Origin of the sequence: Streptomyces sp. NPDC050315, from assembly GCF_040655775.1 — a bacterium.
GTDB lineage: Bacteria > Actinomycetota > Actinomycetes > Streptomycetales > Streptomycetaceae > Streptomyces.
On record NZ_JBFAKN010000001.1, the window covers coordinates 1,505,073 to 1,526,480 of the forward strand.

Genomic DNA, 21,408 nt, shown 5'->3' on the forward strand with positions numbered 1-21,408 from the left:
GACACGTAGGGCTCCTGGAAGTGGAGCCGCGTGCCGTGCCGCCGCGTGCCGACGCCCGGCCACGCGGCGGTTGGTAACGGGAAGAGATGGTGCGAGTGGTTCGCTGTGGTGCCGGCGTAGTGCGTGTACGGGCTGTCGCCCGTACCGCCCTCAGAATCCGAAGACCGGGCCGGAAGGCGGATCGAGGCGCGTGCCGGCCGCGGGAGCGGCGAGTGCGTCCTCGTCCACCGGTCCGCCGGGAGCAATGCGCAGTGCCGCCGCGAGCCGGTCGGCTCCTTCCGGCATCACCGGACGCGCCCACGCGGTCAGGGCGGCGGCGACGCTCAACTCCGCCACGAGGGGCGCCAGATGCCGTCCGTCGCGATGCGGCCGCCGCCGTTCATGGGCGTTGACATGCCCGAAGTCGTCCGTGGACCGCACGATCTCATCGAGCATCGCCACGGCCCTGCGTGGATCGAAGGAGTCAAGGCTGTACGCCTCGCGCAGCTCCGCCACTCCCCGGTTCATCCGCCGCAGATGGACGTCCCATCCGGCGCCTCCCGGCAGTACCTGCGGCACCAGTCCGGAGCTCTCCTCGCGGACCGCGGCGAACAGCCGTGAGAGCCAGCCGTTCCAGGTGCCGTCGAGCACCTGTCGGGCCCGCGCGAGGTGGTCGCGGTCGAAGGTGGTGTCCCGGCCGACCGGGCGTGCTGCGAGGACGTGGCGGCGCAGCGTGTCGGAACCGAACTCGGTGAGCAGGTCCAGTGCCCACACCTCGTCAGCACCGGCCTGAATGCGGAATCCCTCATTGACGTGGAAGTCCTGCGGCAGTTTCACGCCCTGGGCCAGTAACAGCGCGGGCAGCAGCACGGCGTGGCAGAAGGCGTGGCCGAATCCGCAGAAGTGCACGGTGCGCTCCGGCCACGGCTCGTCCCGCGACGCATGGCCGAACAGCTGCATGGCCGCGGATTCGAAGCAGGCGTCGATGCGGTGGTCGGCAAAGTCGTCGACCGGGACCGCGATGCCCCAGTCGCCGGGGTACCCAACGGCCACGTCGGGGAGCCCGTCCTCGATCAGGCTCTCGCACAGCGCCGCGAGCCTCGGCGGCAGGTCCAGGGTGTTCCAGTAGTCGGCGAGCGTCTCCCGGAACGGCTCCAGCGGCAGGTACAGCCGTCGGCAGCGGCGGAGCCGCGCGGCCGTTCCGCACCGGTCGCAGGACGGTTCGAGCAGGTCGCCGCAGTCGTTCGGCCAGGCACACGTGCGGCAGACGCCGCCCGCTCCCGTCACGCCGCAGTGCGGACAGCCTCCGGTGACGCGCGCGCCGTACAGCCAGCGGTCGCACGGCTCGCAGTACGGCAGCAGTCGCGCTCGCGGCGCGATGACCCCTTCGGCGTGCAACCGGACGAACAGGTCCTGCACCCAGCGCGTATAGCCGCTGTCCTGACGTGGCTGGACGATGCGGTCGAAGGTGATGCCGGAGCGCCGCCAGTCGGCGGTGATCGCGGCGTGGTAGCCCTCGGCGACCTCCGCCGGCTTGCGGCCGGTACGCAGCGCACGTTCCTGCACCGACACCGCGTGGTCGGCGGTGCCGGTGGTGAACAGCACGGGTCGGCCGTCGGCGCGCAGGAAGCGGGCGAGGACATCGGCGGCGACGTACGGACCTGCCAGATGCCCGATGTGGAGTTCGCCGTGGGGGGCGGGTGGGGTCGCCGTGATCCAGAGAGGCGTGGGCACGGATGGACCTCCTAGCTGGTGCTCAGCGGGGTTCGAAGTGGAAGGAGCGGATGAAGCAATCCCGTGGCTGCTCCACCGCGTAGACGATGCATTCGAAGAGAGCCTGCGTGGTGAGTTTCTCGTCCTGCTGGGAGGGGTTCGCGCTCATTCCCTCCCACTCCACGGATTTCGGGTCCGAGGTCGAGAAGTCGGGCGGATAGAGGGAGAAGACCCGTACCCCCGAGGGGCCGAGGCGTCGCGAGAGAATGTCGGCGAATCCGGCCTGCGCGCTCTTGGCCGCGTAAAACGCCTCGTGCGCCGACGATTTCGCGTTCCCCGCACCGTACGCGGCGCTCACCGCGACCATGTTGATGATGTCGGGTCGCTGGGACGCCCGCAGGAGCGGCAGGAAGTGCTTCACCATCAGCACGGTGCCGCCGGCCGTCGACTCGATGGTCTCGACGATCTGGTCGTCGGTGGCCGCTTCGAACTCCATCCCGTCGAGCCAGCGGGCGCCATTGTTGACGAGCAGGTCGACCCGGTCGGTACGCTCACTGACCTGGCGGGCGAAGTCGCGGATGTCGGCGGGCCTGCTCAAGTCGCAGCCGAATGCGTGAATGCGTTCCCGGGCCGCACCGACCACCTCTGTGCGAGTGCGTTCCGCGGCCTCGACGGTCCGGGCCGAGACATACACCTCGGCGCCCAGATGAGCGAATCCGATGGCGAGTGCCCGCCCGAAATGGCGCGAGGCGCCGGTGACCACGACGTGCAGATTCTCGAATGTCATTCTCGTCGGCTCTCCCGGCTGGGGACACGAAAGGCTGCGGACACAAAAGATGCGGACTCCCCAGGAATGCGAAGGAATTCGGGGAGCCTCCGGTCACCAGCCTGGCAGAGGACTCAGCACGGAAGGGCCGCGAACGGCTGCGCGTTCACGCCGTGACGTGGATACGCCACGGCAGCGGCACCCCGCGCTCGACGACGCGGGCGCGCTTGCCGTGCACGCTCACGTCACGCAGCCAGGACCCGGCTGTGGCCGCTGAGGTGACGACGGCCCCGCCCGGGGTCATCAGGCGCATGGGCTGCCGACTGAAAGCCCCGGGCGCCCTCTCGTCGGTCCGCGTCAGCAGCTCCGGCAGCGTCCCCGGGATCGCCGCGGCCGCCGTGACGCACAGGGCACCGGTCAGGGCGAGGCTCGGATGCCATGCGGGCACCGTGACCGCCCGTACGGCCAGTGCTCCTGTACGGTCCGCGGCGAGCGCGGCGACCTTCGGCACGGCACCGTCCGGACGATGGCCGAGGACCGCGGCGGCGGCCGCCCGGACATCGCGCAGCCGAGTAAGCACCGAGTCATCCGCCGTGAACAGCTCCCGCGTGGACCGCAGCCCGAGGTCGGCCGCGCTGACGAGGACGTACGGATTGCCGAACCGTACGAGTGTCACCCGCAGCCCGCAGAGCAAGTCGAGTGGTCGGCCGGTGGGCAGCAGGGCGTGCAGCGGCCCGGGCCGCTCAAGACGCACCGTGTACGTCCCGCCGGGTTCCGGCTCGCACACCACGGCGTCTCCCGTGGTCACCGCGCGTACCCGCACCGGCCCGGGCAGCCCGCACGCGACCACGCACGCCAACAGCGAGTGCCCGCACCCGGTCCGGAAGTCGAAGCCGCCGGGCAGGCACTGCACGAAGCGGTAGTCCAGGTCGTACGCCGGGTCGGCGGAGGTTCCGTACAGCCCGAGCTTGCGGATGCGCCCGCGCCCGGACCGCTCCAACCACGCCCGTACGGTGGCGAGGTCGGAACGGGACGCGAGCGTGCCGGGCGGGAGCCGGTCGCGGTCGAGCACGAGGGTCGGCCCCGGAGCGCCCTCCGCGCGGACGACGTCCGCAGTCACGCGGCGCATCCGGCGGGGATCCGCATCCCCTGGACGACCTCCGTCCACAGTTCGTGCACGGCGATGCCCCAGAGGGCGAGGGCGTCGGTGTCGGAGGGGCGGGCCAGCTGCCGGGCCAGCAGCGCCTGCACCCGGTCGGCGCGGACCCTGCCGCCCCGTCGCAGTCGCGCGGGCGAGAGCAGTTCGCAGACGGTGTCCAGCAGCGGGCTCCCGGCGGTGAGCATGGCGGCCACCGGCAGGGTGAACGGCTGCTTGGGGCGGCGCAGGACGGCGGCCGGGAGCAGCCCGCGGCCCGCTTCGTACAGCGCCCGCTTCCCGTTTCGCGCGGACACCGGCAGGCTCCGGGCGTACGCGGCCACCGATGGCTGGCAGAACGGCATGCGGGCCTCGACCGCCCAGGCCATGCTCAGGTGGTCGACGCGGCGCAGGTGGTAGGCCGGCAGGCGGCGGCCCGTCTCGAAGCGGGTGAGCGTGGTGAGCCGGTCCGCGTCTTCTCGCGCGTACGCACGCAGCTCGGCGGTGATCCGGTCGGCCGCCGAGCCCCGCTCCGCCACGTATGCGCGGTAGGCCGGGGTGTAGAGCCGCTCGCGCAGCAGCCGCGGTGCGGCGCCGAGCGCATCGACGTACGGAGTGATCCAGTCGGCGCCTGCCGGGGCGGCCAGCGCGGCGCGCATCCGGTCGTAACCGCCGAAGAGCTCGTCCGCGCCGTCGCCGGTGAGCGCCACGGTGAAGCCTGCCTCGCGCACGGCGCGGAACAGGGCGTAGGTGCTCAGCGCGATGGGATCGGCATTCGGCTGGCCCAGGTGGCGGACCGTACGGGTGAGCAGTGAGCCGAACTCGGCGGGATCGACGGCGATGTGGTGGTGTTCGGTGCGGGACCGGCGGGCGACGGCCCGGGCGTGTTCGTGTTCGGCGGCGGGCCAGCGTCCCCGGTAGGAGAGGTGGAAGGTGTGCAGCGGTCCGCCGCCGGCTTCCCGCACCTCTTCGGCGGCGAGCGCCGTGACGAGCCCGGAGTCCAGGCCGCCGCTGGTGATGGCGCACAGCGGGCTCCCGGTGCGCGCCAGCCGGTGCACCTCGTGGCGCAGCACATCCTGGGCATCGCCAAGGGCGGGCGCTGCATGCGGCGCCCGCTGCCGCACCCGGAGCGGTTCGCCGCTCCGGATCACTGCCGTGGCGCCGGGCGGCAGAACCCGGACTCCTTCCAGCGCGGTGTGGGTCCCGAGCGCGGTACGCGTCGCCAGCACCGTGTCCAGGGCGTCCTCGCGGGGCGTCGCGGGAACGCCGTCGAAGGCGAGCAGGGCCGGTATCTCCGAGGCGAACCGGACAGCACCGCTCTCCGACCAGTGATAGTGCAGGGGCTTCATGCCCATGTCGTCGACGGCCAGCACGAGTTGGGGCCGCGCTCGGAGGTCGAGCACGGCGATGGCGAACATGCCGTCCAGGTGCTCGGCGAACGCGGGCCCGTACTCGGCGTAGAGCGCGGGCAGCAGGCTGCCGTCGCAGGCGTCCGGGAAGCGGTGTCCGCGGGCGGCGAGGCGACGGCGCAGCTCGGCGTGGTTGTAGATCTCACCGTTCAGTACGGCCAGCACTCCGGGCACTGCCGCGAGGCGGTAGGGCTGGGTGCCGCCGGCCGGGTCGGTGATCGCCAGCCGGTCACAGCCGAGTGACCAGCCCGGTCCACGCGCCACACCGCGCTGGTCAGGGCCGCCGTGTCGCTGCCGCGCCGAGACCGCCGCGAGTTCGGGCCGGGTGGCCCCGACCGCGAAGGAGCCAAAGATCCTGCACATGCCGGTCGCCTCCGGATGCTCGCGCGGGCCCACGACAGGCCCGACCACCGAAACAGCTCTCATTGCTCAACCAATGATTTGAAGCTACCAATTTTTTGTCTGGCGCGTAAGTGTCATGACGCGAACGCGCCATCGCCCCCGCCTTGTCGGCCGCACGCGCGCTCACCAGGCTGGCCACATGGGTGATTTCACTACCGACTCCCCCGACCGCGCCGCGCCCGAGAGTCTGCTGGTCGTGGCCGCGCACCCGGACGACATCGAGTTCTGTGTGAGCGGCACCGTGATGCAGTGGATCTCCCACGGCACCCGCGTGACGTACTGCATCGTCACGGACGGCGGCGCGGGAGGTTACGACGAACAGCTGCCGCGCCAGGCCATGGCGCACCTCCGCCGCGCCGAACAGACCCACTCGGCGAAGCTCAGCGGCGTCCACGACATCCGCTTCCTCGGCTACCCGGACGGATTCGTCGAGCCGAGCGTCGAACTGCGCCGTGATCTGTGCCGGGTGATACGCGAAGTGCGGCCACAGCGGGCCATCATTCCCAGCCCCGAGATCAACTGGCAGCGGGTCGCCGACCTGCACCCCGACCATCGGGCGGTGGGTGATGCCGCACTGCGCGCGATCTACCCGGAGGCCCGCAACCCGTTCGCGCACCAGGAACTCCTCAAGGAGGAGGGCCTTCAGCCATGGGCCGTCACCGAACTGTGGCTGATGACGGGCCCCTCTCCCAATCAGTACGTCGACGTCACCCCGGTCTTCGACCGCAAGGTCGACGCCCTGCGCATCCACACCTCCCAGACCGCACACTTCGACGACCTGGCCGGCCTGCTGCACGACTGGCTCTCCGAACACGCACGGGCGGGCGGCCTGCCACCAGGCCGCCTCGCCGAGGCCTTCCAGATCGTCAATACGGAATGACGGGGAGAGTGACGGTGCGTCAGCGGTAGATGAGAAGCTCCTGTTCGGTGGCGCCGGACAGCTCGTACCGTGTGCCGACGAGTGGCCGGCCGGAGTAGACGCGGATCAGGGACGGTGTGTCGCCGTGGAAGACCGCGGCGGGCCGTCCCTCGGTCTCGTTGCCGAGCACCAGTGGTACGGCCGAACCGTCGAGGTAGGCGTGCAGAAGCGGTGTCTCCCGCCGCCTGCTGGCAACTGCGAGGAGCGGCAGGGCAGCCTCGGTGGCGGCCCCTGCGTAGGCTCCCGGTACACCGAATGCCTCGCGCACATCGCCCGCGTGCACCCACTCCCCCAAGGCCACGGTGTCCAGCGTCCCGTCCTCGTACTTCGCGATCGCCGGGCCGGCCTCCGTGAAGCCGCGCTCCAACTCGTCCAGCACACGGGGCAAGGACCAGTCCGCGCGCTCGGCGACGTCCGCGGCGTTCGCCTCCGGCAGGAACACCCCTTCTTCGAGGCGCCCCTCGACGATCCGTACGAGCGCCGCCGCACAGTGCGCGAGGACGTCCCGTACGGTCCATCCGGGGCATGCCGTACGGAGGGCGAACCGGTCCTCCGGCGTTGCGCGCAGCAACGGCATCAGCGCGTCGCGTTCGGTGCGCAGCAACCGTCCTGGCAGTTCCGGATCGCGCCCCGACTCGGGCTCAGGCTTGGACACAACTCCCCCTCCGCAAGTACCAACTCGTCTCAGTAACGGTAGTGGTCCGGCTTGTACGGGCCCTCGACCTCGACGCCGATGTAGGCGGCCTGCTCCGGGCGGAGCTCGGTGAGCTTGACGCCCAGGGAGTCCAGGTGGAGGCGGGCGACCTTCTCGTCCAGGTGCTTGGGCAGCACGTACACGTCGGTCGGGTACTGCTCGGGCTTGGTGAACAGCTCGATCTGGGCCAGCGTCTGGTCCGCGAAGGAGTTGGACATCACGAAGGACGGGTGACCGGTGGCGTTGCCCAGGTTCAGCAGGCGGCCCTCGGAGAGGACGATCAGGACCTTGCCGTCGGGGAAGGTCCAGGTGTGCACCTGCGGCTTGACCTCGTCCTTGACGATGCCCTCGATGCTCGCCAGCCCGGCCATGTCGATCTCGTTGTCGAAGTGACCGATGTTGCCCACGATCGCCTGGTGCTTCATCTTGGCCATGTCCGAGGCCATGATGATGTCCTTGTTGCCGGTCGTGGTGACGAAGATGTCCGCCGTCTCCACGACCTCGTCCAGGGTGGTGACCTGGTAACCGTCCATCGCCGCCTGCAGCGCGCAGATCGGGTCGATCTCGGTGACGATCACGCGGGCGCCCTGGCCGCGCAGCGACTCCGCGCAGCCCTTGCCGACATCGCCGTAGCCGCAGACGACGGCGGTCTTGCCGCCGATCAGGACGTCGGTGGCGCGGTTGATGCCGTCGATCAGGGAGTGGCGGCAGCCGTACTTGTTGTCGAACTTCGACTTCGTCACGGCGTCGTTCACGTTGATCGCCGGGAAGAGGAGGGTGCCGTCGCGGTGCATCTCGTACAGACGGTGCACACCGGTGGTGGTCTCCTCCGTCACGCCGCGGATCTCCGAGGCGAGCGCGACCCAGTCGGCTGTGCTTTTCTTCAACAGCTCCAACACGACGCGGAGTTCGTCGTTGTCTGCCGTCGCCGGGTCGGGTACAGCGCCCGCCTTCTGGTATTCGGCGCCCTTGTGGACGAGGAGGGTGGCATCGCCACCGTCGTCCAGGATCATGTTCGGGCCGGTCCCACCGGGCCAGCTGAGTGCCTGCTCGGTGCACCACCAGTACTCCTTCAGCGTCTCGCCCTTCCAGGCGAACACGGGGATGCCGGCCGCGGCGATCGCGGCAGCCGCGTGGTCCTGGGTGGAGAAAATGTTGCAGGACGCCCAGCGGACCTCGGCGCCGAGGGCGACCAGGGTCTCGATGAGGACGGCGGTCTGCACGGTCATGTGCAGCGAGCCGGTGACGCGGGCGCCGGCCAGCGGCTGCGCGTTGGCGTACTCCTTGCGGATCGCCATCAGACCGGGCATCTCGTGCTCGGCGAGGGTGATCTCCTTGCGGCCGAAGGCGGCCAGGGACAGGTCGGCGACCTTGAAGTCGGTGGACTCAGGCATGGACACTCCTTGACGACAGGACGTTGTGATGGATTTCGAGGGCCGCGGTGGAGCGGTTGAGGGTGATGTAGTGCAGCCCGGGCGCGCCTTCCGCGAGGAGGCGCGTGGCCATCTCCGTGGCGTACTCGACGCCGATACGGTGGCCGTCGGCCGGACGGTGGCGTGCTGCCTCCAGCCGGTGCGCCAGTTCCTCCGGGAACGCGGCACCGCTGAGTTCGGCGAAGCGGCGGATCTGGCGTACGTCGGTGGCCGGCATGATCTCCGGGATGATCGGCGTGTCACAGTCCGCAGCGGCCACCCGGTCCCGCAGCCGCAGATAGTCCTCGACGTGGAAGAACATCTGCGTGATGGCGTAATCGGCACCGGCCCGGCACTTGGCGACGAAGTGCCGGATCTCGGTGTCCCAGTCGGCGGACCGCGGATGCCGCTCGGGGAACGCCGCGACCCCGATGGTGAAGTCGCCCAGCGAACGGACCAGTTCGACGAGCTCGTAGGCGTACGTCAGGCCCTGGGGGTGCGGAGTCCATGTACCGCGCGGGTCACCCGGCGGGTCACCACGCAGGGCCAGGACGTCGCGGATCCCCGCGTCGGCGTATCGGCCGACAATGGCCCGCAGCTCAGCGACCGAATGTCCGACGGCAGTCAGATGCGCGACCGGCCGGAGAGTCGTCTCGTCGGCAATGCGCCGGGTCACCTCGACCGTACGGTCCCGCGACGAGCCACCGGCTCCGTACGTCACGGACACGAAGTCCGGGGACAGGCTCTCCGCCCGGCGGATCGACTCCCACAGCGCTCGCTCGCCCGCCGATGTCTTCGGTGGGAAGAACTCGAAGGAAAAGGTGGGCCCGGGCCTCATGCCCGCCTCCCGGCGTTGAAGTACGTGGCCTCCGGGTGGTGGGTGACGATGGCGTCCGTGGACTGCTCGGGGTGGAGCTGGAACTCCTCGGAGAGCTGTACGCCGATCCGCTCCGGCCGGAGCAGGTCCGCGATCTTCGCGCGGTCCTCCAGGTCCGGGCAGGCCGGGTAGCCGAGGGAGTAACGGCAGCCCTGGTACTCGGTACGCAGCATCCCGTCGAGCGAACCGGGCTCCTGGTCCGCGATGCCGAGTTCGGCGCGGACCCGGGCGTGCCAGTACTCGGCGAGCGCCTCGGCGAGCTGGACGGAGAGGCCGTGCAGCTCCAGGTAGTCGCGGTAGGAGTCGGCCGCGAACAGCTTCGCCGTCTCCTCGCCGATCTTCGAGCCGACCGTGACGACCTGCAGGCCGACCACATCGGTCTCGCCGGACTCCTCCGGCCGGAAGAAGTCCGCCAGGCAGAGCCGGCGGCCGCGCCGCTGCCGGGGGAAGGTGAACCGGGTGCGCTCCGTGCCATCCTCGTCCAGGACGATCAGGTCGTCGCCCTTGGAGACGCAGGGAAAGTAGCCGTGCACGACGGCGGCTTCCAGCAGGTTGCCCGTGCGCAAACGGTCCAGCCACATGCGCAGCCGCGGTCGGCCGTCGGTCGGGATCTGTTCCTTCCGTAGCCCCCACTGGCCCTTGAAGAGCGCGCCCTCGTCCAGCCAGGAGGCGTAGTCGGCGAGCTGGATGCCCTTCACCACGCGGGTGCCCCAGAAGGGCGGGGTCGGGACGGGGTTGTCGGTGGCCACGTCCGAGCGAGTGGCGCCCTCCTCCGGCCGCTCCTCGATGTGAACGGTGGCTGCTTTGACGCGGCGCTGCTTGAGCTCCGGCAGGGTCGCGCCCGGCACGCCGCGCTTGACCGCGATCAGGGCGTCCATCAGGCGCAGGCCCTCGAACGCGTCGCGGGCGTAGCGGACCTCGCCCTCATAGATCTCGTGCAGGTCCTGCTCCACGTACGCACGGGTCAGCGCGGCGCCGCCGAGGATGACGGGGAAGTCGGCCGCCATCTTGCGCTGGTTCAGCTCCTCCAGGTTCTCCTTCATGATCACCGTGGACTTCACCAGCAGCCCGGACATGCCGATCACATCGGCCTTGTGCTCCTCGGCGGCCTCCAGGATCGCGGAGACCGGCTGCTTGATGCCGAGGTTGACGACGTTGTAGCCGTTGTTGGACAGGATGATGTCGACGAGGTTCTTGCCGATGTCGTGGACGTCGCCACGGACGGTGGCCAGCACGATCGTGCCCTTGCCCTCATCGCCCTCCACCTTCTCCATGTGCGGCTCCAGGTAGGCCACCGCGGTCTTCATGACCTCGGCGGACTGGAGCACGAACGGCAACTGCATCTGGCCGGAGCCGAACAGCTCGCCGACCACCTTCATGCCCGCGAGCAGGGTGTCGTTGACGATGTCCAGCGCGGGGCGGTCCTGGAGGGCCGCGTCCAGGTCCTCCTCCAGGCCGTTCTTCTCGCCGTCGATGATGCGGCGCTGCAGGCGCTCCTCCAGCGGCAGCTGCGCCAGCTCCTCGGCCGCGCCGGCCTTCAGCGACTTGGCCGTGGCGCCCTCGAAGAGCTCCATCAGCCTCTGCAGCGGGTCATAGCCCTCGCTGCGGCGGTCGTAGATCAGGTCCAGGGCGACCTTGACCTGCTCCTCGTCGAAGCGCGCGATCGGCAGGATCTTCGACGCGTGCACGATCGCGGAGTCCAGGCCCGCCTTGACGCACTCGTCCAGGAACACCGAGTTCAGGACGATGCGCGCAGCCGGGTTCAGGCCGAAGGAGATGTTGGACAGGCCCAGCGTGGTCTGCACGTCCGGGTGACGCTTCTTCAGCTCCCGGATCGCCTCGATCGTGGCGATGCCGTCCTTGCGGGACTCCTCCTGACCGGTACAGATGGTGAAGGTCAGGGTGTCGATGAGGATGTCGGACTCGCGGATGCCCCAGTTGCCGGTGAGGTCGGCGATGATCCGCTCGGCCACGGCCACCTTGTGCTCGGGCGTACGGGCCTGGCCCTCCTCATCGATGGTCAGCGCGATCAGCGCGGCGCCGTGCTCCTTGGCCAGCGCGGTGACCTTGGCGAAGCGGGACTCCGGGCCGTCACCGTCCTCGTAGTTCACCGAGTTGATGACCGCGCGGCCGCCCAGCTTCTCCAGGCCGGCCTCGATGACCGGCACCTCGGTGGAGTCCAGCACGATCGGCAGCGTCGAGGCGGTGGCGAAGCGGCCCGCCAGCTCCTCCATGTCCGCCACGCCGTCCCGGCCCACGTAGTCCACGCACAGGTCCAGCATGTGCGCACCCTCGCGGATCTGGTCCCGCGCCATCTCCACGCAGTCGTCCCAGCGGCCCTCCAGCATGGCCTCACGGAACTTCTTCGAGCCGTTCGCGTTGGTGCGCTCACCGATCGCCAGGTACGAGGTGTCCTGACGGAACGGGACGTGCGCGTACAACGACGACGCTCCCGGTTCCGGACGTGGCGCCCGGCTCGCCGGCGCAGCGCCACGGACCCGCTCCACGACCTGGCGCAGGTGCTCGGGCGTCGTGCCACAACACCCGCCCACCAACGACACCCCGTACTCCCGGACGAACCCCTCCTGCGCATCGGCCAGTTCGCCCGGGTTCAGCGGGTAGTGCGCGCCGTCCTTGCCCAGCACCGGCAGACCCGCGTTGGGCATGCAGGACAACAGCACTCCCGCATGCCGGGCCAGGTAACGCAGGTGCTCGCTCATCTCTGCCGGGCCGGTCGCGCAGTTCAGGCCGATCATGTCGATGCCCAGCGGCTCCAGCGCGGTCAGCGCCGCACCGATCTCCGAGCCCAGCAGCATCGTGCCGGTGGTCTCCACCGTCACCGAAACGATCAGTGGGAGATCGGCGCCGGCCGCGTCCAGTGCCCGCCGCGCCCCCAGCACCGCCGCCTTGGCCTGCAGCAGGTCCTGCACGGTCTCCACCAGCAGCGCGTCCGCGCCGCCGTGGATGAGCCCTGCCGCGTTCTGTTCGTACGCATCGCGCAGCACTTCGTACCGCGCGTGCCCCAGCGTGGGGAGCTTGGTGCCCGGTCCCATCGAACCCAACACCCAGCGCTCCCGCCCGTCCCGGGCGGCGGAAGCATCCGCGGCCTCCCGCGCGATGCGGGCACCGGCCTCGGACAGCTCGTACACCCGCTCGGGGATGTCGTACTCCCCCAGCGCGGCGTGGTTGGCGCCGAAGGTGTTGGTCTCCACGCAGTCCACGCCCACCGCGAAGTACGCCTCGTGCACCGACCGGACGACGTCCGGGCGGGTGAAGTTCAGGATCTCGTTGCAGCCTTCGTGCCCTTGGTAGTCCTCCAGGCTGGGGTCGTGGGCCTGGAGCATGGTGCCCATGGCTCCGTCGGCCACCACGACCCTGGATCGCAGTGCCTGCCGGAGTGCCGTCCCCCGTGCGACTGTCATGTCAACTCCCCCAGGTGCACGACCAGATGGGCGATGCAGCCCACGCCGTACGTGTTGCGGATGCGCGTGATGAGGGAGTCCCGGTAGAGGCGGTACTCCTGTGTGCCGACGTAGTCCAGCGCCGTGGCGGCGACCGCGCAGCCCAGCTGCGCGGCGCACTTCTCCGGCACACCCCATGCCAGGCCGGCCAGGAAGCCGGCGCGGAAGGCGTCGCCCACCCCGGTCGGGTCGACGACGCCCGCGACCTCCACGGCAGGGACCGCGAGAGGGGGTCGGCCTTCCCGGTGGATGCGAACCCCCGCCTCCCCGTGCGTGGTGATCCAGCAGCCGACGCGGTGCAGGACCTCCGCTTCACTGAGGCCGGACCGTTCCAGCAGCAGGGCGGCCTCGTACTCGTTGGTGAAGAGCCAGCGTGCGCCCTCCACGAGTTCTCGCACCGCCGCCCGGTCCAGCCGGGCCAGCTGCTGGGACGGGTCCGCGGCGAAGGGGATGCCGAGGGTGCGGCACGCCCGTGTGTGCCGCACCATCGCTTCCGGATCGTCCGGTGAGATCATGACCAGGCCGAGGCGCCCGACCCGTTCGAGGACCGCTCCGAGGTCGATGTGGCGGGCCTCGGACATCGCGCCGGCGTAGAAGGTCGCGATCTGGTTCTGCATCCGGTCCGTGGTGCAGACGAACCGGGCCGTGTGCAGCTCCTCGCTGACCCGGACGGAGTCCGTGTCCACGCCGTGCTGCTTGAGCCATACGCGGTACGGCTCGAAGTCGGCACCGACTGCTCCGACCAGCACCGGGCGCAGCCCGAGCAGGCCGAGCCCGAAGGAAATGTTGGCCGCCACTCCGCCCCTGCGGACATCGAGCCGGTCCGCAAGGAAGGAGAGGGAGACGCGGTCGAGCTGGTCGGACAGCAGCTGGTCGGTGAAGTTGCCGGGGAAGGTCATCAGATGGTCGGTGGCGATCGACCCCGTGATCGCGATCCGCATGTCAGGCTCCCGTCCACATGTCAGGTTCCGATCCGCATGTCAGGATCCGGTCCGCGCGTCAGACGCCCGCGGCCGCGCGCAGGGCCGCCGCGCGGTCGGTGCGCTCCCAGGTGAATCCGGGGAGTTCGCGGCCGAAGTGCCCGTAGGCTGCGGTCTCCGCGTATATGGGGCGGAGCAGGTCCAGGTCGCGGATGATCGCGGCGGGACGGAGGTCGAAGACCTCCGCGATGGCCTCCTCGATACGGGCCTGGGGGACGATCGCGGTCCCGAAGGTCTCGACGAAGAGGCCGACCGGCTCGGCCTTGCCGATGGCGTAGGCGACCTGGACCTCGCAGCGCGTGGCCAGGCCGGCCGCCACCACGTTCTTCGCGACCCAGCGCATGGCGTACGCGGCGGAGCGGTCCACCTTGGACGGGTCCTTGCCGGAGAAGGCGCCGCCTCCGTGCCGGGCCATGCCGCCGTACGTATCGATGATGATCTTGCGGCCGGTCAGGCCCGCGTCACCCATCGGGCCGCCGATCTCGAACCGGCCCGTCGGGTTGACCAGCAGGCGGTAGCCGTCGGTCTCCAGTTTGATGCCGTCGTCGGCGAGCTGCCCGAGTACGTGCTCCACCACATGCTCGCGGATATCGGGCGTGAGCAGCGAGTCCAGGTCGATGTCCGAGGCGTGCTGCGAGGAGACGACCACGGTGTCCAGCCGCGTGGGGCGGCTGCCCTGGTACTCGATGGTGACCTGCGTCTTGCCGTCGGGCCGCAGGTAGGGGACGGTGCCGTCCTTGCGTACGTCGGTGAGGCGCTTGGACAGGCGGTGGGCGAGGTGGATCGGGAGCGGCATCAGCTCCGGGGTCTCGTCGCAGGCGTACCCGAACATCAGGCCCTGGTCGCCGGCGCCCTGCCGGTCGAGCTCGTCGCCGTCCTTGTCCGCCGTGTCGACGCCGAGTGCGATGTCCGGTGACTGGGCGCCGAGGGAGACCGAGACGCCGCAAGAGGCACCGTCGAAGCCCTTGGCGGACGAGTCGTACCCGATGTCGAGCACGGCGTCACGCACGAGTTGGGCGATGGGCGCGTACGCGGTGGTGGTGACCTCACCGGCGATGTGCACCTGGCCGGTGGTGATCAGGGTTTCCACCGCGACCCGGGCTGTCGGGTCCTGGGCGAGCAGGGCGTCCAGGACGGTGTCACTGATCCGGTCAGCGATCTTGTCAGGATGGCCCTCGGTCACGGATTCCGAGGTGAAGAGCCGTCTGCTCATCGTCAGTCCACCTCCGCACAGAAGAAGTTCGTCTCGATGGCGTCGAACGTGCGGATGGCGTCGACCTCCAGGGTCTCCATTTCGATGGACTTCCCGCACTGCTGCTCCAGCAGGAAGACGAACTCGACGAAGGACAGGGAGTCGATGAGGCGGTTTTCGATCAGGTCGAGGTCGCCGGGGATGTCCTCGCGCTCCGGGTGGCGCTTGAGGATCCATTCCTTGACCTGCTGCAGACCGTCGTTCATGGGGTGCTCCTTACGGTGCCGATTGTTCGGGAGAGGGGTGAGTGAGGGGTGGGACCGGGTCGCCGAGAATCGGGGCGGCCACGGCCACCGCGTAATCGACGTCGTGGCTGATGCTCACGGTGATCTCGGTGATGCCGGCCTGTGCGGCGTACTCGGCTGCTCTGCGCCTGAGCCGGACGACCGGCCAGCCGCCGTCCGCGCGCCGTACGACGATGTCCCGCCAGGGAAGCAGCACGTGGCGGACGCGCAGCGTCTTGAACGCCGCCTCCTTGGCGGCGATGCGGCCGCACAGGCCGAGCAGGTCGAGGCCGGCGGACGTACGGCAGTCGTCCAGTTCTCCGGCGTCGAGCATCCGGCCGAAGAATTCCTCGCCGTGCTCGGTGAGGAGCCTGCGGACGCGGGTGACGGACACGATGTCCATGCCGAGATTCGCCCAGCCCAGGCCGCCCGCCGGTGGGGCGGTGGGACGGGCCGGCACCTCAGGTCACCGGCCCGCCGGCCGGCGCGGCGACCGGAGCCGCGGCGTTCGCCCGCCGGACCGCCTCGCTCGCCGCATCCCAGCTGCCGTGGCGGCGGGTGAGGGCTGACAGCCAGCGCTCCAGGCCGAAGGCCACGCAGCTGGTGAAGGCCGGGCCGCCGGCGTCGGGGAGGGTGATGTCGCAGCGGTCACCGAAGAAGTTGCGGTGCGTGTTGACCGAGGCGATGGCCAGGTCCTCGTACAGGAACTCGTGCTTGACGGGCGAGAGGCGCTGCATCAGTGCCTTGGTGCTGCCCTTGTCGTAGAAGGGGTCGCAGGCGGCCTCCTTGCGCAGCGGCAGGTCGAGCGCCTCGGCAAAGGCAGCGATGCGCTCGGTGAAACTGCACAGGTGCGCCTCGGCGTGGTCCCGGCTGCCGATGGCGACGATCTCCCGCATCCGGAAGGCGAGCTGGCGGCGCAGTCCTTCGTAGTACTGCTCCTGCCGGAAGCACCAACCAACGATGGTGACGAGCGTGTCGTCGGCCACCTGCTGTCCCTGATGATCGAGGTAGACGGCGTAACAGGAGGCGGAGGGCAGGCCGAGTTCCGCGGGCTGCAGCGCCTGGCAGGGGAAACAGCCGGTGTCGGCGCAGAAGGGCGAGGCGTCGCGTCGTGCCAGGTCGAGTGGCGCGGCGACGACGGCCTGCTGCGGGAAGTTGTCGTAGTAGTCGAGCCGGGCGAGATCCGCGGCCGGGAGGAGCGGCGGCATGGTCATCGACCGGGCGCCGGCCGCCACGCCCCAGCTCTCGAAGGTGTCGTCGAGCAGCCGGAGCAGGGCGGTGCCTTCGGGGCCGAGGGACGGCAGGCCGGTCTGCGGCTGGGATGGGGTCTGGGCAGGTGGTGCTGTGGTCACGGTCCACCTCGCAGTGGCGGGTAGGAGGGTCAGATCACCGGCAGGGTGTCGTCCGAGAAGATGCCGGTCTTGCGGAAGAAGGCGAGCGGCTTGCGGATGGCCTTGCGCTCGTGCTCCCGACGGCGTTCGTCGGCGATGAGGGCGTTGCGCAGCCCCAGCGGGTCGGCGATCCCGGCGTCGCGGTAAACGTGCGGGTTGTAAAGGGAGTTGACGCTGAAGACGACGTAGCGCTTCAGGTACGCCTCGACCTCGGCCAGCCGCTCCGTACTGAGGCGCTCGCGCATCCGGGTGTACAGCAGCGAGACGAGCTCGCGGCCGAAGGCGATGTGGCGGGACTCGTCCTGGTGGTGGAGGCGGTTGACCTGGCGGATGGTGTCGCACAGCGAGGCGTCCTGTGCCATCCGCGTGTTGTAGTGGTCGACCAGCTCCTCGAAGAACAGGATCCGGGCGAAGACGAGGAAGTTCTCGGCCTCGGGCTCCCATGCGGAGTCAGCGTGGAGCGCGGTCGAACCGTAGATCTTGCCGCCGTAGCGGCGGCAGAACTCGGCGAAGAACCACATGTGTTCGTTCTCCTCGCCGATGAAGTGGTGGAAGAAGTCCGAGGGCACCTCGAAGCCGGGCATGTGGATGCGCCCGACGACCTCGATCAGCAGCTCCCGGATGCCGTGCACGTTGAGGCTGTAGAAGTTCACCGATTCCCACTTCGAGAGCCGGCGGATGGTGTCCTCTCCCAGCTCGTCGAAGTACGGAGTGCCGTACGGGGTGAGCAGCTCGGGGCTCATCCACATGCGGTCCTCGTCGAGCCGCTCGGGCCACTCGAACTGCTGGTACGGGTTGTAGTAGTCCTCGACGGACTTCTCGCTCAGTCTGGCGAGGACTTCCAGGAAGCGGTCGGACGTGGGCAGGGCGGAGCCGGCCATAAAGGTTCTCCTTGGTTCGGTGGTGGCAGGGCGGTCAAGGCGCTCAGGACCCTCGGGGCTGTCAGGGCCTGACCTCGTACACCGCGTTGACCGGCGTCTCCGTCGCGCGCCGCCAGCGGCCGAAGCCGGCCTCGGTGGCGATGGCGCGGAAGGCCTGCTCACCGGAGTGGTTGCCGAGTGCGTGCGGGCCGCGCTGGGCGACGGCGACGGGCAGGCACATCACGGCGGACAGCGCCATGAACATGCGGGCGGCGGGGGTCCCGGCGTCGACGTCGTCGGGCGAAACGTTCGACTCGACGAGCATCCAAGTACCGTCCCCATCAAGGGACTTACGGACGTGCTGCGCAGCGGCGACCGGGTCACCCATGTCGTGCAGGCAGTTGAAGAAGGTGACGAGGTCGTATCCCGTGCCCGGGTAGTCGTCGGCGGACGCCACGTCGAAGACGACCCGGTCGGAGAGGCCGGCGTCCTCGGCGAGCTGCCGGGCAATGGTGATGGCCTCTTCTGAGTAGTCGAAGCCGTGCACCGTGGCGTTCGGGAACGCCTCGGCGATCAGCAGGGTGGTGTGCCCGACACCGCAGCCGACGTCCGCGACCGTACCGCCCGCCGCCAGCTTCTCGGAGACGTCGTGCAGTGACGGCACCCAGTCGGAGATGAGGCGGTGCTGGTAGGTCGGCTCGAAGAAGCTGCCCATGCCGGTGTCCAGGGCCGGGTCGTGTTCGGCCCAGCCGACGCCGTCGCCGGTGCGGTACGCGTCGACGAGCAGGTCCTCGGTGGCGTACAGCGCCTTGAGGGCCGTGAAGAAACCGGCGGCGTAGGTCACGGCGGTGGGGTCGGCGAGTACGGCCGCGTGCGCCGCGGGCAGTGCGTACGCGTCCGTACCGTCCTGGCGCTGCACGTACTCCGCGCTGAGCTGGGCGTGCAGCCACTCCACGGCGTACCGCTCGCTGATCCCGGTGCGCTCGGCGAGCTGGGCCGGGGTGAGCGGGCCGTGCTCGGCGAGCGCGCGGTACAGGCCGAGCCGCTGTCCGAGGGAGACCGTCAGCCCACGCACGGCGGCGGCCGCGTCGCCGATGATCCGCTGGTGGAAGTCGGTGGCGGTGGTCGCCGGGGTGGTCGTCACCGTGGTCATGAGGGGTTCTCCTCGCCGGTCGGCAGGTCGCAGGTGAACAGGAAGGACCGCGGGACGCGGGGCACCTCGCGCGGGGGTACGGAGTAGGGCCAGCGGCCGAAGTCGGCGCCCTCCTCACCGGGCTGCTTCACCTCGCGTACGGACCACCCGCACTCCGCGAGCAGCCGCTCGGGCTCCTCCGTACCGAACAGCCAGGGATTGCCGTCCTCTTCGAGCGCCTTGAGGAAGGGCCGGGAGAGCGGGTTCTGCAGCGCGGCGCGGCTGATGACGTCACCGAGCAGGACCGAGCCCGGGGCGCTCTGCCCTGCCAGGGTGGCGATAAGGGTGCGTACGGCCACTTCCGGGAGGAAGAACAGCAGACCTTCGACGACCCACAGTGTGGGCTCTTCGGACTGCCAGCCCGCTTCCTTGAGCGGGCCGGTCCAGTCCTGGGTGAGGTCGACGGCCACGGTGCGCCGCTCACGCCCGGCGGGTGCGGGCTCCTCGGCCAGCATGGCGGCCTTGGCCTCCAGGAGCGCCGGCCGGTCCAGTTCGTAGACGGTGACACCGGTGGGCCACTCCAGCCGGAAGAAGCGGGTGTCCATGCCGGCGGCGAGGAAGACGACCTGGCGGATGTCCTGGTCGGTGACCGCGCGGCTGATCGCGCGGTCGAGGTAAGTGGTGCGGATGGCGAGGAACGGGACTGTTCCGGCGCCCGCGTAGCGCTCCAGCAGCTCGAAGCCGATGTCGTCGGCGACGGTGCGGGCGTACGGGTCGGCGAACAGCCGGTCCTCGCGTTCGGTCTCCAGCGCCCGCGCTGCGGCGGTCCACTGGGCGGTGCGGGATACGGCCTCCACGAAGGCCCCCTTCACTTAGGACGGTGTGGGAGGTCACTCAGGACGAGGTGGGAGGACGGTCGTGCTCAGCTGATACGTGCGCAGGGGACCGGGTCCTCCGCCGCGGGCATCGACACGGGGGTCCGGGCGGAGGAGTCGGCAGGGCGCCGCCGGAAGATGCTGTGCAGGATCATGCTGAACACGACCGTCCCGTCAGGGGCCACCAGCTCGCAGCGGGGCTGCACGATGCCGGTGGCGGGGTTGCCCAGAGAGGGGCGCGAACCGAGGACCACGATGCGGGCGGTGAGGGTTTCACCGGGCCGGACGGGGCGGTGGTAGCGGACCTCGTCGATGCCGGGCGAGCCGGCACAGGCGCTGTAGGCGAGCAGTCCGTCGACGTAGCGCCGCATGAACAGCGCCGAGGTGTGGAATCCGCTGGCGATCAGCCGGCCGAACGGCGACTGCTTCGCGAGCTCGGGGTCGGTGTGGAACGGCTGCGGGTCGAACCGCCGCGCGAACTCCAGCACCTCTTCCTCCGTCACGGTGACGGTGCCGAGTTCATGGACGTCACCGGCGCGGAAGTCCTCGAAATAGCGCATGACGCGCCTCCCCCTTGAGCTGACTTGAGCTGAAGAGCAGTTCTCTGAGCCACCTCCAATCTACGAACCAGTCATTTATTTTGTCAATCCAAATCTACGCCTCAATCGCCCAACGCTCGCTCTGCCCCGCCACGTTGGCATCACACAGCGCCCGGTCGATGTCGGCCCAGAGGTCGTCCGCGTGCTCGATGCCCACCGACATCCGCACCGTCCCCGCGCCGATTCCGGCCGCCGCGAGCGCTGCCGCGTCCAGCTCCCGGTGGGAGGTGGAGGCCGGGTGGGTCACGAGGGTCTCCACACCACCCAACGAGAGCGCCAACTGGGCAAGCCGCACCCGCTCGATGAACGCCCGCCCCGCCGCGCGCCCTCCGGCAAGCTCGAACGAGACCATGCCGCCTCCACCCGCGAGCACCTTGCGCGCCACGGGGTACGAAGGGTGACCGGCCAGCCAGGGCCAGTGGACGGCGGTCACCGCGGGATGGCCGGACAGCCGGCCCGCCAGCAATTCGGCATTCGCGCAGTGCTGCCGCATCCGTAACGGCAGCGTGGGCAGCCCCCGAAGGGTCAGCCAGGCCGCGAACGGGTCTGCCGCCGCGCCGAGTTCGACCGTACGCGGCCAGACCTCCCGCCGGAGCCCGTCCTCGGCGAACACGGCCACCCCGCCCAGCACGTCGGAGTGCCCGGCGAGGTACTTCGTGGACGAATGCACAACGACGTCCGCGCCGTGCTCGATCGGACGGCAGAGCACGGGCGAGGCGAGCGAGTTGTCCACCACGCTCACCACGCCGCGCCCGCGTGCGGCGGCGAGCAGCCCATCGAGATCGGGCACCTGTCCGGTCGGGTTGGCGATGGTCTCCAGGAACAGCAGCCGTGTCCGCGGCCGGACCAGGCCCGCAAACTCCTCCACGTCGTCCCCCGCCACGAGATCGACGTCGACGCCGTACCTGGCCGCCAGATCCGACAGCACCGCGTACGTCCCGCCGTACAGGCACCGTTGCGCGATGACGTGGTCACCGGGCTTGAGCAACGCCAGCAGCACACCGCTGATGGCTCCCATGCCGGAGGCGAAGGCGATCGCCGCCGCGCCCCCTTCGAGGTCGGCGACGGTGCGCTCCAGCGCGCGCACCGTGGGATTCCCACGCCGGCTGTAGACGTACTGGCCGTCCGGGCCCGACATCGCCTCCGCCAGCGCATCGGCCGAGTCGAAGGCGAAGGCGGAGGACTGGACCAGCGGCACACTGAGCGGCCGGCTTGCGCCCGCACCGCCGGACGGTTCGTTGCTGACGTGCACGGCCCGGGTGCGGATATCCATGGGGCCGATACCCCCGGAGCGTATCTCTCCGGTAGTGGTACGGCTCTCTCCCGTA

Annotated in this window: 19 protein-coding genes; 1 reads left to right on the forward strand and 18 read right to left on the reverse strand. The window is 70.0% G+C overall.

Translation table 11 applies throughout. From position 1 onward, the window contains the following. Positions 1 to 150: 150 nt before the first annotated feature. The 4 genes from AB0I82_RS06470 to asnB form a co-directional block, all read right to left on the reverse strand. The gene (locus AB0I82_RS06470) at positions 151 to 1,713 is read right to left on the reverse strand and encodes a class I tRNA ligase family protein (RefSeq protein WP_363255926.1); all 1,563 of its coding nucleotides are present in this window, start codon (positions 1,711 to 1,713) and stop codon (positions 151 to 153) included. A gap of 22 nt (positions 1,714 to 1,735) precedes the next feature. Continuing rightward, the gene (locus AB0I82_RS06475) at positions 1,736 to 2,479 is read right to left on the reverse strand and encodes an SDR family oxidoreductase (protein ID WP_363255927.1); all 744 of its coding nucleotides are present in this window, start codon (positions 2,477 to 2,479) and stop codon (positions 1,736 to 1,738) included. 145 nt (positions 2,480 to 2,624) lie between these two features. Beyond that, complete coding sequence (locus AB0I82_RS06480) at positions 2,625 to 3,578, reverse strand: PrpF domain-containing protein (RefSeq protein ID WP_363255928.1); 954 nt, start codon at positions 3,576 to 3,578, stop codon at positions 2,625 to 2,627. Further along, the gene (gene asnB, locus AB0I82_RS06485) at positions 3,575 to 5,365 is read right to left on the reverse strand and encodes an asparagine synthase (glutamine-hydrolyzing) (protein WP_363255929.1); all 1,791 of its coding nucleotides are present in this window, start codon (positions 5,363 to 5,365) and stop codon (positions 3,575 to 3,577) included. Before asnB ends, AB0I82_RS06480 begins: the two co-directional genes overlap by 4 nt. A gap of 178 nt (positions 5,366 to 5,543) precedes the next feature. On the opposite strand from asnB, the gene AB0I82_RS06490 reads away from it, so the two are divergent. Continuing rightward, positions 5,544 to 6,284, forward strand: coding sequence for a PIG-L deacetylase family protein (locus AB0I82_RS06490; protein WP_363255930.1), 741 nt, complete (start codon positions 5,544 to 5,546; stop codon positions 6,282 to 6,284). A 19-nt stretch (positions 6,285 to 6,303) separates the two neighbouring features. Here the strand turns inward: AB0I82_RS06490 and AB0I82_RS06495 are convergent, their stop codons facing one another. The 14 genes from AB0I82_RS06495 to AB0I82_RS06560 all read right to left on the reverse strand — a co-directional run bounded on the left by AB0I82_RS06495 (position 6,304) and on the right by AB0I82_RS06560 (position 21,353). After that, on the reverse strand, positions 6,304 to 6,978 hold the full coding sequence (locus tag AB0I82_RS06495) for a maleylpyruvate isomerase family mycothiol-dependent enzyme (RefSeq protein ID WP_363255931.1): 675 nt from the start codon (positions 6,976 to 6,978) through the stop codon (positions 6,304 to 6,306). Positions 6,979 to 7,007: 29 nt separating this feature from the next. Continuing rightward, positions 7,008 to 8,411 (reverse strand): adenosylhomocysteinase, encoded by a 1,404-nt coding sequence (ahcY, locus tag AB0I82_RS06500; RefSeq protein ID WP_363255932.1) that lies wholly within the window; start codon positions 8,409 to 8,411, stop codon positions 7,008 to 7,010. Then, a complete protein-coding gene (metF, locus tag AB0I82_RS06505) occupies positions 8,404 to 9,267 on the reverse strand; it encodes a methylenetetrahydrofolate reductase [NAD(P)H] (RefSeq protein ID WP_363255933.1) in 864 nt (287 codons plus the stop codon). The genes ahcY and metF overlap by 8 nt, the downstream gene beginning before the upstream one ends. After that, entirely contained in the window at positions 9,264 to 12,728 is a 3,465-nt protein-coding gene (gene metH, locus AB0I82_RS06510; RefSeq protein ID WP_363255934.1) for a methionine synthase, read from the reverse strand. Before metH ends, metF begins: the two co-directional genes overlap by 4 nt. Continuing rightward, a complete protein-coding gene (locus AB0I82_RS06515) occupies positions 12,725 to 13,708 on the reverse strand; it encodes a carbohydrate kinase family protein (RefSeq protein ID WP_363255935.1) in 984 nt (327 codons plus the stop codon). Before AB0I82_RS06515 ends, metH begins: the two co-directional genes overlap by 4 nt. 58 nt (positions 13,709 to 13,766) lie before the next feature. Next, positions 13,767 to 14,960, reverse strand: coding sequence for a methionine adenosyltransferase (gene metK, locus AB0I82_RS06520; RefSeq protein ID WP_363255936.1), 1,194 nt, complete (start codon positions 14,958 to 14,960; stop codon positions 13,767 to 13,769). A 2-nt stretch (positions 14,961 to 14,962) separates the two neighbouring features. After that, positions 14,963 to 15,205, reverse strand: coding sequence for an acyl carrier protein (locus AB0I82_RS06525; protein WP_363255937.1), 243 nt, complete (start codon positions 15,203 to 15,205; stop codon positions 14,963 to 14,965). 10 nt (positions 15,206 to 15,215) lie between these two features. Continuing rightward, positions 15,216 to 15,683 (reverse strand): holo-ACP synthase, encoded by a 468-nt coding sequence (locus AB0I82_RS06530; protein ID WP_363255938.1) that lies wholly within the window; start codon positions 15,681 to 15,683, stop codon positions 15,216 to 15,218. Position 15,684: 1 nt separating this feature from the next. Continuing rightward, positions 15,685 to 16,575 (reverse strand): hypothetical protein, encoded by an 891-nt coding sequence (locus AB0I82_RS06535; protein ID WP_363255939.1) that lies wholly within the window; start codon positions 16,573 to 16,575, stop codon positions 15,685 to 15,687. Between the two features lie 29 nt (positions 16,576 to 16,604). Then, positions 16,605 to 17,495: a diiron oxygenase gene (locus tag AB0I82_RS06540; RefSeq protein WP_363255940.1), complete on the reverse strand. Its 891-nt coding sequence runs from the start codon at positions 17,493 to 17,495 to the stop codon at positions 16,605 to 16,607. 61 nt (positions 17,496 to 17,556) lie between these two features. After that, positions 17,557 to 18,627, reverse strand: a complete 1,071-nt coding sequence (locus AB0I82_RS06545) for a class I SAM-dependent methyltransferase (RefSeq protein WP_363255941.1) — start codon at positions 18,625 to 18,627, stop codon at positions 17,557 to 17,559. Then, positions 18,624 to 19,463 (reverse strand): SAM-dependent methyltransferase, encoded by an 840-nt coding sequence (locus AB0I82_RS06550; RefSeq protein ID WP_363255942.1) that lies wholly within the window; start codon positions 19,461 to 19,463, stop codon positions 18,624 to 18,626. Before AB0I82_RS06550 ends, AB0I82_RS06545 begins: the two co-directional genes overlap by 4 nt. 65 nt (positions 19,464 to 19,528) lie before the next feature. After that, on the reverse strand, positions 19,529 to 20,041 hold the full coding sequence (locus AB0I82_RS06555) for a MaoC family dehydratase (protein WP_363255943.1): 513 nt from the start codon (positions 20,039 to 20,041) through the stop codon (positions 19,529 to 19,531). Between the two features lie 94 nt (positions 20,042 to 20,135). Further along, the gene (locus AB0I82_RS06560; RefSeq protein ID WP_363255944.1) at positions 20,136 to 21,353 is read right to left on the reverse strand and encodes an aminotransferase class I/II-fold pyridoxal phosphate-dependent enzyme; all 1,218 of its coding nucleotides are present in this window, start codon (positions 21,351 to 21,353) and stop codon (positions 20,136 to 20,138) included. Positions 21,354 to 21,408 lie beyond the last annotated feature (55 nt).